This is a genomic window from Paenibacillus sp. T2-29 (assembly GCF_052921365.1).
Map to the genome: position 1 here is coordinate 210,890 of NZ_JBREVE010000007.1, position 8,481 is coordinate 219,370.

Annotated in this window: 7 protein-coding genes; 1 reads left to right on the plus strand and 6 read right to left on the minus strand. The window is 45.8% G+C overall.

From position 1 onward, the window contains the following. Positions 1-222 precede the first annotated feature (222 nt). Positions 223-1,422, plus strand: coding sequence for a macrolide family glycosyltransferase (locus tag ACU1JV_RS19775; protein WP_413987068.1), 1,200 nt, complete (start codon positions 223-225; stop codon positions 1,420-1,422). Between the two features lie 77 nt (positions 1,423-1,499). Here the strand turns inward: ACU1JV_RS19775 and ACU1JV_RS19780 are convergent, their stop codons facing one another. From ACU1JV_RS19780 to ACU1JV_RS19805, 6 genes are all read right to left on the minus strand, one after another. Further along, on the minus strand, positions 1,500-2,963 hold the full coding sequence (locus tag ACU1JV_RS19780; RefSeq protein ID WP_413987069.1) for a glycoside hydrolase family 32 protein: 1,464 nt from the start codon (positions 2,961-2,963) through the stop codon (positions 1,500-1,502). Positions 2,964-2,998: 35 nt separating this feature from the next. After that, a complete protein-coding gene (locus tag ACU1JV_RS19785; protein WP_330706570.1) occupies positions 2,999-3,826 on the minus strand; it encodes a carbohydrate ABC transporter permease in 828 nt (275 codons plus the stop codon). Beyond that, positions 3,826-4,710 carry a carbohydrate ABC transporter permease gene (locus tag ACU1JV_RS19790; RefSeq protein WP_013373216.1) on the minus strand — a complete coding sequence of 295 codons (885 nt, stop codon included), beginning with the start codon at positions 4,708-4,710 and terminating at the stop codon, positions 3,826-3,828. Before ACU1JV_RS19790 ends, ACU1JV_RS19785 begins: the two co-directional genes overlap by 1 nt. 61 nt (positions 4,711-4,771) lie before the next feature. After that, positions 4,772-6,097: an ABC transporter substrate-binding protein gene (locus ACU1JV_RS19795; RefSeq protein WP_446724615.1), complete on the minus strand. Its 1,326-nt coding sequence runs from the start codon at positions 6,095-6,097 to the stop codon at positions 4,772-4,774. A 165-nt stretch (positions 6,098-6,262) separates the two neighbouring features. Further along, positions 6,263-7,267, minus strand: a complete 1,005-nt coding sequence (locus tag ACU1JV_RS19800) for a LacI family DNA-binding transcriptional regulator (RefSeq protein ID WP_413987070.1) — start codon at positions 7,265-7,267, stop codon at positions 6,263-6,265. Between the two features lie 350 nt (positions 7,268-7,617). Beyond that, positions 7,618-8,256 (minus strand): glycoside hydrolase family 11 protein, encoded by a 639-nt coding sequence (locus tag ACU1JV_RS19805; RefSeq protein WP_013373220.1) that lies wholly within the window; start codon positions 8,254-8,256, stop codon positions 7,618-7,620. Positions 8,257-8,481 lie beyond the last annotated feature (225 nt).

Consider the following 8,481-nt stretch of genomic DNA (forward strand, 5'->3'; position numbering starts at 1 on the left):
AACCTCCCTTGCTAAATCGCGTTCGTCTTTACTATGCACGAGGTAAATATTTGTTATACACATTTCATGTTAACAAGCCCTTGTCCTTATTGTTTAGAATTGTGTTGGCGAATTTTTATGAAAGGATATCATTTGAAAAAATAAATATTATTGTTATTATGGATTGAGAGATTCAGTTAAAACTGCATCTTAAATGAAAGAGAAGGAAAGGAGCAAGGATGGATGTTAAACGTATTAATGGTTAATTTTCCGGCAGAAGGACATGTAAACCCCACGCTTGGGATCACGCAAGCCTTTGCAGCACGAGGGGACCAGGTTCATTACATTACAACTGAGAAATACAAGAATAGACTCGAAGCAGTTGGAGCGAAGGTTCACCTGCATCCTGATCTGGTCAGGACTGCTTCCATTGATACCAACACTCCGACAGGACTGAACGCATTTTTGAATATTCATATCCAAACTTCGATGGACATCTTAGCCATCACCCAGGAGCTGTCCGAGCGTATTCAATTTGACTTGGTGTTCTATGATCGATTCGGAGCTGGTGAATTAGTAAGAGATTATTTGAATATTCCAGGCATTTCTTCATCCCCATCTTTTCTCATTTCAAATCATCTGATGGCTGCCAATCTCTTTCGCTCCGACGCTAAAGTACCGTTTCAGCCTGATGAACAAGTCACGACTTCACTGCATCTCATGAAAGAAAGATTCGGTGTTGCTCCCAAAGAAATGGTTCAATTTATGAACAATTCAGGGGCTTTGAATGTTGTGTATACGAGTAAATATTTTCAACCGAATGGTGAACAATTTGGGGATGAGCATCTTTTTATTGGTCCCAGCTTTCCGGAGCGTAAAGGAGAAAATTCATTCCCGCTGGACAGACTACAGGATAAAAAGGTTTTGTATATTTCGATGGGAACTGTTCTGGACCACACTGAAGACTTTTTTAACACCTGCATTGAGGCTTTTTCCGATTTTGAAGGCATCGTCGTGATTGCAGCTGGCGAGAAAGCTGACTTTACGAAAATTAACCCGGCCCCTGAGCACTTTATCATCTCGTCTTATGTTCCTCAATTGGAGGTATTACGTCATTCAGATGTATTTATTACTCATGGTGGAATGAACAGCGTGAATGAAGGAATTCACTTTAATGTACCCTTGGTCGTGCTGCCTCAGGACAAGGATCAGCCTATGGTCGCGCAGCGGTTAACGGAACTTCAAGCTGGCTATCGAATAACTAAGGATCAAATCAATACACAAACGTTAAGAGATGCCGTACATGAGGTCATGTCAAACGCAGCGTATAAAGAGGGCGTACAAAAAATAAATGACAGCTTCCAGCAATCCGGCGGTACCAAAGAAGCTCTCGCAAAAATTGATGCTTATCTTGATGCTTATCTGCAACATAAGCGCGCCTAAAATCACACGAGCAAAATGGCCACAAAAAAACAGGAATCTGACCATCCACGGTCAGGGTTCCTGTTTGTGGTGCGATTCTATGCGAGGATATCCCACTTCTGGAACGAGACAATCGTACATTTTCCGCTCGCAAACGCATGAATACCTGTTGATTCCATTCCGGGATACACTCTTCCGGTGAGAACATATTCACCGTCGCCGATGAATATTTCCACAGAGCTCTTATCGACGAAGATCCGCAGCTCTATACGTCCCTCTTGTAAGCCTAAGGGCACTCTTCTCTCTCCGCCCGGTCCGATACCGGCACGCTCACGGTTAAAACGGAACAGACCGTCATCGGGACGATACGAGAGTACAGTCTCCTCTTCGCCGCCCACCCGCAGCTTCAAGCCGAATTCATCAGTGTTACCAGCCTCAAACTCAAATACCGCCTTCAGTTCGTAGCTATCTCCGAACGTCTCCATGATCTGCTCGCCTGTCAGCAAGATATCCCTCTGTTCGAACAGATTGGATCGGTAATTTTCCACCTCTTCAAGCGGACGGAACAGCAATCTGTCGTGGTCGATCACCGCTTCCCGCGGAAGACTCATCGCACCAGCCCAGTGGTGTCCCTGCTGGGTTGGCATCTCCGACTCCCACATATCCATCCATCCGATGATGATACGCCGCCCTTTATCGTCCAAGGTTGACTGCGGGGCATAGAAATCGAATCCGTGATCTACCTGAGCATACTGCTCTGCCGTAAATGTTCCAGCCTCCGCATTGAAATCACCTATACCGTACATGGTGGAATGCAGATTACGGTATGCTTCTCCCTGAGCAGGCATGCGCTGTGGAGACAGCATGAATACGTGCCGACCGCCAAGCGGGAACAAATCCGGACACTCCCAATTATCGCCGTAGCGTCCGTCACTCACAGCCAGCACATTGACATACGTCCAGTTTCTCAGGTCTTCAGATCTGTAAAGCAGTACAAGCCCGTTCCCTTGGGCATCATTAGAGCCAAGAACGACGTAGTATTGATCTTCGTGCCTGAACACCTTAGGATCACGGAAATCTTTGCGGCTGACCCTGTCCGGTATGGCGTCATAACCGATGACCGGATTGCCCTCCCACTTTTCGAATGTCACCCCGTCTTCCGATACTGCAATTCCCTGTGACTGCTTGTAATCCTGATCCTTGTCAGGCCCGGTTACAACATGTCCGGTATACATCAGGACAAGCTTCCCGTCCTGCTCAACCGCACTGCCGGAGAAGCAGCCGTCCCGGTCGAACTCACCGTCCGGAGCCAAAGCGACCGGCAGATAGTCCCACTTCATAAGATCGCGGCTGACTGCGTGTCCCCAGTGCATCGGTCCCCACACCGATTTATACGGGTAATGTTGATAGAACAAGTGATACTGCCCGTTATATTGAATGAAACCGTTCGGGTCATTCATCCAGCCAAATTCAGCCATTAAATGGTAGTTCAGCCGATAATCCGGCCGCAGCATATGCCTGGATTGGGAAATAAATTGATCTGCATTCTCTCTCGTATACACTCTAGTATGTTTGATAAGGCATCCTACTCCTACAGTTATTTAATCGAACCTTGCATAACACCCTGAATAATATATTTTTGGGCGAACAAATAGATGATAATGATCGGAAATATCGTCAGTACCAAACTTGCCATCAATGGACCATAATCCACTGTATAGGTCCCATAAAAGTTGTACGTGGACAACGGAAGTGTCCTCTGCTCAGGATCAACCAGAATGAGGGAAGGCAGCAGAAAATCATTCCAGATCCACAGTACATTGAGAATAGAAATAGTGGCAGTCGTGGGCATCAATACCGGAAACACAATCCTGAAGAATGTCTGAATCCGTGTGCAGCCGTCAATTAGTGCCGCTTCCTCCAGTTCCTTCGGAATACTCTTTACGAATCCATGATAAATGAAGACGGCCAGCGAGCTGCCAAAACCGATATACATGTAAATCAGCGACCACTTGCTGTTCAGTAGATCAAGTGAGCCGTAAATTTTCACCAATGGAATCATGATGGCCTGGAATGGGATGATCATGGAAGCTACCATCAGCATAAATGTATATTGGTTGAACTTGGTGTTGTTTCTGACAAAATAATGAGCCGTCATCGCCGCGAACAGTGAGATGAACAAGACACTTAACACCGTTATAACCAATGAGTTGGTGAAGGCAGCGATATAATCCATTTTATCGAATGCATTCATATAGTTGCTCATATCAAAACTCTCTGGAAGCGATAACGGATTCGAAGTGATGGCCATATTTTCCTTGAACGAATTGATCAGCAGAAAGACGAACGGTACGATGAACAATATGAGTATAACGGTCAGCACAATGAATTTGATCATGGAGGAAGCGATTCTTTTGCTTGCCATTACGCCTCCACCTCCAACTTCTTGCTAAAATAAACCTGAAGCAGAGTGATGAGAGCAACCATCAGGAACAGCACGAATGCTTCTGCCTGTCCCACACCATAATCACGGGAAAGGAATGCCTTTTCATACACATGCATCGACACCATTTGAGTACTACTGAACGGTCCGCCTTTCGTGAGCGCGAGGTTGACGTCATAGACCATAAACCCACGCTGCAGGGACAAAAATATACATACGATGAAAGAAGGAACCATCAAGGGCAGCACCATTTTTCGCAGTCTAGTCCAGCTGTTCGCCCCATCAATGCTTGCAGCCTCCATAATATCATTCGGTACACCCGTCAATCCTGCAATATAAATGACCATCATGTAACCCGCGTTCTGCCACACGGTTACAATCACGAGTGTCCAGAACGCTTTGTCAGGATCAGCCAGCCAAGTCGTGCTGAGCGCCTGAATGTCGGCATGTTGTCCCAAATAGACAAGCACGTTGTTGAAGATAAACTGCCATATAAAACCGAGTACAATGCCGCCGACAAGGTTGGGCAGGAAAAATCCTGCCCGGAAAATGCTCTGTCCTTTTAACCCTTTAGTCAGCACATAAGCCAGCATAAAAGCGATAACATTGATAAGAACAACGGTATAAAATACATATTTGAGCGTCAAGGCGAACGATTTCCAAAACTCAATATCCCGAAAAACGGCCAGATAGTTTTGGATGCCAACCAGCGATAGTGTCGTGGAAATACCATCCCAGTTTGTGAACGTCAAATAAATGCCGTACAAAAATGGAATGATCATTACCGTTATGAAGGCAAACAAGGTTGGCCCGGTGAACAGCAGCCGTGTCCGTAGCCGGTTCCATACTCCTTTTTCCGCAATCATGGTGATCCCTCTCTTTGTTTCGGATTTCTCTCTCTATTTCCGGGTAATTTGACAATAAGCCTTATTTTACGGTTTTCCAGTAGTCTTCGATTTCCTTAGCCAGTGTTGCGCGATCGCCTTGTTTCGCCAGATACTTTTGCATGGAAGATCCTAGCTTAGACCAGTGGTCGGCAGGCAGCAAGCTCATCGACTGCTCTGACTTGCCTTTTGCAATATAATCCTGAATGGATTTGCCAAGTGGATCGGCCGCAGGCAGTGTAATATTTTTGAACGCCGGGATAATGTTCGCTTTGTTTACGAGGAAATCCTGACCTTTCGCATCATAGACGATCCAGTTCAAGAACTTCTTCGCCGCCTCTTGTTGCTCCGGCGTACTCTTCTCCTTGTCAATGACAATACGTTTGGAAACAGCAGATGAAATTTCCTGATTGCCATAGTCATCGGCATTGTTGCTGATGGGTACAGGCAAGAAACCATATTCTTTGTTAGCCGTATCAAAACCGCTGATTTGCGGCCATGCCCAGTTGCCCATGAACCAAATGCCAACCTCGCCTTTGCCGAGCAACTCCGGTCCACGCTCATAAGCACCTGCCAGTGGGGAAGCCTGATCGATATTGTATTTCATCATGACGTCGAATGTATCCATAAGTCCGTTAAATACTGGATTGGTAGCCAAGTTAGCCTGGCCCGCTTTCAGTGATGCTATGAATTTGTCCACTTCAGCCATGTCTTTGTTCTGGCCTGCATATGCTAGAGGCAAATAATGAGCACCTAGGGACCAGTCCATTGGTGAAATCACCAATGCTTTCTTCCCGGATGCCTCGATTTGTTGAAACAGTTTTTCAAGGTCATTTCGAGTATTAATTGTGGTGGGATCGAAGCTTCCGCCTACCGCTTTATCAACAACCGCTTTGTTATAAATGAATCCGTAGCCTTCAACAGCCAGCGGAAACGCGTAATTTTTACCGTCAACCGTCGTAGCTGTGGTAGCGTTTTCAACAATGTCCTTATTCCACTTTTCTCCGCTTAAGTCGAGGATACGGTCCTTGAATTTCTCCACATCACCTGTATCTAGCATGGTCATGGTTGGCGGGTTCCCGGATGCATACAATGCAGAGGCACGCTCAAAAGGCGAGCCACCGGTCGGAACCGGCTGGATTTCAACAGTGATGCCGGGATTGTCTTTCTGGAACGCCTTAGCGGCATCCTCCAGCTGTGAAAGGATTTCACCTTTGGAGTTCAAAAGTGTAACTTTCACATTTCCCGCATCCGCTGATCCCCCTCCAGAAGCCGAATTACCTTCTCCTCCGGAGCCGCCGCATGCAGACACCACCATAACCAAAAGAAGCAGCATTACCATCCATTGAACTCTTTTGAATTTCCTCACTTGTTGTCATCCCCCTATTTCTATAATGGCTGCTGTACACTTAAATAAAACGCTTACAAACGGATTATATGTCAAAGATTCAACTTATGTCAATCGTTTGACATGTTAATCCTTTAACATTTACTAAAAAAAATCTGTTCCCCTTGTTAAAGGAACAGATTTCATTCAGGTCGTTGCACGCTCAATCAATTCAACAGGCAGCAGATTGACAGGCTGTACCTGCTCGCCCTCTGCCTGCTTACGAATCAGCTCGACCGCCAGCCTGCCGATCTCTGCAATCGGCTGTCTTACCGATGTAAGTTCAGGCGTCAGCCAGGAAGCAGCGCTTACGTCATCAAAGCCTACAATACGCACATTCTCCGGCACATGCCGTCCGGCGCGGATATATTCTTTCAATGCAAAAGCGGCAATAATATCGCTTGTAGCAAACACCCCATCCACATCCGGATGTTCATGAACGAGTTTGGAGATCATTCGCTCGTACTCCTTTTGGTCGAACACATTCAAGTCCGTTTGAACGATTACATGCTCGACACTATGCCTGTCCACAACATCTTTGAATGCTTTAGTCCGCTCATTGGACAGCATGTTCAGCTCCAGATTTCCACATATATGTGCAATTTTCCGGCACCCTTTGCGAATGAGCAGCTCCGTGGCCAGCTCGCCTCCGCGAAAATTGTCCGAAGATATGTACGGAATATACGGGTCAATCTGCCTGTCAAATGTCACAATCGGTGAATTCAAATGTCGGTACTCTTCTACCTCCAGGGTATGACTCCCCATAATGATGCCGTCTACCCGGTTTCGTTTCAACATATCGATATACACTTTTTCCTTCACGGGATCCATATGTGAATTGCAGAGTAGAACCTTGCACCCCTGCTGATAGGCATAGTACTCCACCTGATTAGCAAGCTCACTAAAGAAAGGATGCGAGACATTGGGAATAATAAGGCCGATAATATTGGACTGCTTGCGTAGCAGGGATCGTGCTATTTCATTCGGTTGATAATTAAGCTCTTCCATTGCATCGAACACTTTTTTGCGTGTAGTTTCGCTGATATAGCCCCGGTTATTCATTACACGGGATACTGTAGTGACCGACACGCCCGCTTTTAACGCCACATCGTGAATTGTTGCCATATGAACCTCTTCCCGAACAAAATACATACATATAAACTATACCCTCTCCTCACCATTTCGACAACCTTGGGTATTATGTTAACCCATACATAAAACAGCGACAGCCGTAGACGAGAACTCGTCCTCAACTGTCGCTGTTTCATTAACTACCGTATCCCTTTAGTCTCCGTAACAATCCCCAGCATCATTCTCTTATATTGCCAGACATATCGCAAATTCCTAACTCGTTGGGTTTTCGTATACAGTTTCCAGATAAGTATTTGTCTCCGGCGTTATTTCCTTGTTTATGTTGTAATACGGTTTTAAGCCCTCATCCTGCTTTCCCCGTGAAGAAATGCCAATCGCTCCCGTTCGTTGAACAGTTTGCAGTTGAGTGGTTACCACACCGTTACGTTAGAGCTCCCACTACTCTGATATCCTTCTGTTGCTAACACCTGGTAAGACCAGTTGTTCCCCAGATGCATTCCTTTGCTCGCCCATGCCTTCACGTGATTGCTGAAAGTGATCGTGGAGTTGCCCCCTGTCGGTCTCTTCGTCTGTCGAACACTCCAGTACTGAATAAACGTCGTTTTTTGGCCTTCAATGGAAGGTGCGTCGTATCGCATTGTTGTGTAGATGTCATATGTGCCCCCATCACTGGTCACTGTACCTTTATACGTTCCGGTAGGTCGATAAGTACCCCAGCTATCAACGACGTAATATTCGATGAGTGCGTTTCTCGTCCACCCGTAGAGAGCCAAATATCCATTACCGGACGGCGCCCAGACACCGGCATTGTAGTTAATCGTTCTGTTGGGCGATCCAGTAGTCCAGCCTTTGCCGACAACAAAATTCCCGGTATCCTTCCATGTAACGCTGTAATTACCGCCTGATCCATTAACAGCATTGACCGTCCCGCCGCCATCGGTCCAATTTTGCCAGTAGTCTGTCGCTGCACTTGAGGTTGTTGCAAACACTCCAAAACTCATGGAAGCTGCAAGAACTACCGTTAACATTTTCTTACTAAACTTAAACATACTTTACCTCCTACAATTTTTATATTTGCATTCTACACCTGCTTGTCGGTCGATTCTCTGTTGCAGTGCATCACTCATGTGAACCATATTCCGTGTTTTCTTACTTTCACCTCCTTTATATGTAAAATTATATAATAATAGTGATCACACAACCACTTGGCAAATTAAATATTAAACTTTACTATGTTTAGATTTCCCTGAGTTTTAAAATAGTGCAGCGCCAGC

Excerpts from the sequence above, each read along its gene's own strand:
- ACU1JV_RS19775 (WP_413987068.1), top strand. The coding sequence starts at position 223 with ATGTTAAACGTATTAATGGTTAATTTTCCGGCAGAAGGACATGTAAAC.
- ACU1JV_RS19800 (WP_413987070.1), bottom strand. The coding sequence starts at position 7,267 with ATGTATTTTGTTCGGGAAGAGGTTCATATGGCAACAATTCACGATGTG.
- ACU1JV_RS19790 (WP_013373216.1), bottom strand. The coding sequence starts at position 4,710 with ATGATTGCGGAAAAAGGAGTATGGAACCGGCTACGGACACGGCTGCTG.
- ACU1JV_RS19805 (WP_013373220.1), bottom strand. The coding sequence starts at position 8,256 with ATGTTTAAGTTTAGTAAGAAAATGTTAACGGTAGTTCTTGCAGCTTCC.
- ACU1JV_RS19785 (WP_330706570.1), bottom strand. The coding sequence starts at position 3,826 with ATGGCAAGCAAAAGAATCGCTTCCTCCATGATCAAATTCATTGTGCTG.